Here is a 1,943-nt window from a genome sequence, read left to right as displayed (position 1 = left end):
CAGTATAGAATAAGATTACTTTGAGGTTTATGAGCTCATCAATGAGTTCTAACTCCAAGGTTTCTGCTTCATCTTCTGTCTCTACATAGGTTGCTGGCAATCCCTCAAGTTTAGGTTTCCCTTTGTATATTCTATAATTATTAAAAACAATCTGAGTTATTCGAGAACCATCTTCTTGTTCGATTTGAAAGGCTGGGTGTCTGAAGTCAGAATTCCCATAGGATGGATATTCTAATAGCATCCTGTCAAAGGTAAAAGATTTGTCATTTGGATCTGGATTAGGTCCAAAAGGAGAGGTGATAAAAGCTTCTGAAAAATGGGAGTGATTTAATTTTTTGCCCCAGTAAAGATGTACAGGATATTTATTTTTAAAGATTTTTATTATATAGCTAGAGTCTCCTGCCATTAAATGAAAAATATTATTATCTCTATCGTATATGATAGGCATTCTATCACCTCAAAAAGTATTTTTTATTAATATTATCAAAAATTTAAGGTTCTATAAACCTTCCCATAAAGAGAATTGTATTTGTAGGTTTGTGTATGATGAAGAAAAGGAATGGGTGATCCGCTTTAAAGATTTTTGGACCGAGGGAAATACTTTTCCCTGACATTATAACTGCTGTTGCTGCAGCTGCTTCTGTTCCTTCTTCATTAACCTCTATAAAGGATTGATGGATTACTTTACTTATATAAAGATCTCTGCTTCCAGTCATTCCTGAAAAATCAGCTAGCATATCATCAAAGGCATCAGACATTCCTAGTTTTATTAAAGGCTCATTTAATATATATCTTTTTTCTATTTTAAACTTAGGAAAGTATACTTCGATTTTTTCCTTTGCCATATTAGTACTGATTTTATCTAACAAAGTATAATTCAAATTCTTTTCAAGCTTTGATAGAGTTCTTTCTTTAGGTAGAATTACTATCATTGAAAGTTCATCTCCTGAGTATGGAAGCTCGATGGCTTGTAAATCTTTGTCTTCATAGTAATTAAAATCATTAACTTGGTGCATCATAGGGACTTTTGAAGTCCTTTTCTCATCAACAAAGAATGGTATTTCTTTTGTTTCTTTTTTGTTAAAGGTATACTTCCACTTACCCTTAAAGTAAATGGCATTAACTAATACAAGTCTTGTTAAAGAGGTGAGATCTCCTTTTTGTATTAATTCCTTTATTTTTTGGTTGGTACGATCTTCTACCCATTTGTTTATTTCATTTCTTGCTTTTTCCCTATTAAGATCGTTTACGAAATCTACTAAATTGAACCCAGCAGAATAATATTTTTTAACAAGCTCAATGAAATCTTCTCTAAAAGGATAATTTATCTGTCCCCAAAGAGAGTTAGCAATGGCAAGTTGAAAATCATTTTTAGGAGCGTTGAATATAGAGTTCAGCTTTGAGAAGGCAGAGTGTAGTTCATTATCAGGTAAATTAAAATACAAAACCTCTGCCATTTGTTTCTTTGTGTTGCCATTTGCACCAGCATAGGTCATGGCAAGGGCTGAAGAAATGCTATAAGGGGAGATAAAAATGTTTCCATCTTCTTTTGCAGTTAGTATCTGGTAAAGGTCTAAGCCAAAGATGTTATTCCCTTTAGCTATTGTAAGTAGGTTATTATCTATACCTTCTGCAAAACTAAAGGAAATAATGATTAAAAGGAACGCTAAAATATAAATTCTAATTAGAAGTTTCATAGTACCCTCCTCTAAGAAGTTTTAATATTTTATTATAACATTAATTTTAGATTTTGTTTTAAATTTTAAATATTTTAGTTATTGTCAAGTTTTAGCAAGTGTTATATAATATTCTTATCTTGAGAAGGGAAGGGGTGATTGTAAAGGTTTAGGAAGATTAAAAAATGTTTAAAATTCTCTTTATTTATGAACCTTACTAATTAACTTATAGGGGGTGGGTTTATGAAAAAGTTTTTAATGATTTTC

The 1,943-nt window shown here is 31.1% G+C and carries 2 protein-coding genes; both read right to left on the bottom strand.

Features of this window, described 5'->3' with window-relative positions:
• Positions 1 to 448 (bottom strand): glycoside hydrolase family 36 N-terminal domain-containing protein (locus ABDH49_09020; protein ID MEN3047092.1); only part of this gene is annotated, 448 nt, incomplete at its 3' end.
• A 43-nt stretch (positions 449 to 491) separates the two neighbouring features.
• Positions 492 to 1,697 (bottom strand): serpin family protein, encoded by a 1,206-nt coding sequence (locus ABDH49_09015; GenBank protein MEN3047091.1) that lies wholly within the window; start codon positions 1,695 to 1,697, stop codon positions 492 to 494.
• Positions 1,698 to 1,943 lie beyond the last annotated feature (246 nt).

It is taken from the genome of Candidatus Hydrothermales bacterium, from assembly GCA_039630235.1.
GTDB lineage: Bacteria > Hydrothermota > Hydrothermia > Hydrothermales > JAJRUZ01 > JBCNVI01.
This window is presented reverse-complemented; position numbering and strand designations above follow the sequence as displayed.